The organism is Chryseobacterium pennipullorum (assembly GCF_003384725.1).
Classification (GTDB): Bacteria; Bacteroidota; Bacteroidia; order Flavobacteriales; family Weeksellaceae; genus Chryseobacterium; species Chryseobacterium pennipullorum.
This window is the reverse complement of record NZ_QNVV01000055.1, coordinates 1-532: the sequence shown is the minus strand read 5'-3', so window position 1 is coordinate 532 and position 532 is coordinate 1. Positions and strand designations below refer to the sequence as shown.

At 33.1% G+C, this 532-nt stretch carries 1 pseudogene; it reads left to right on the top strand.

Going from position 1 to position 532, the window contains the following annotated elements:
• Positions 1–532: pseudogene (locus DRF67_RS21690) on the top strand (RHS repeat domain-containing protein); the annotation flags it as partial.

Here is a 532-nt window from a genome sequence, read left to right as displayed (position 1 = left end):
CATTGAAAAACTTACTTTTCAGTTTAACAAGACTGCAAATAACAGACTGTTTCTGAATTCAATAAATTCTCTTACTAAGTCAAAAGATTATAAATTTGAGTATATACAACCCAATTTATTTCCAGCAAGACTGTCTTTTTCGCAGGATCATTGGGGATATTTTAATGGAAAATCCAATACCAACATATTACCAAAAAACCTGCATTATTTAGATAATATCAGCTATGGTGGTGCAGATCGGGAACCTGATCATACCAAGTCTGTTTATGGAGTTTTAAGTAAAGTTATTTATCCAACTAAAGGATACACTTTAATAGAATACGAACCTAACTCCTATTATGACTGGGTCACAATACAACCTAATCCTGTAAACATTCATCAAGGACTTGTTCTTAAGAGTGAGGAATCGGGAATTTCCAAAACATTTTCCATCCAAACGCCGACTATACAACAAATAAAAATAGAAGGCTTTGGGAGTTTTAATTCAAGGGATTGTACTGATTCTCCGAATATGGGAAATCGGCATAAAATA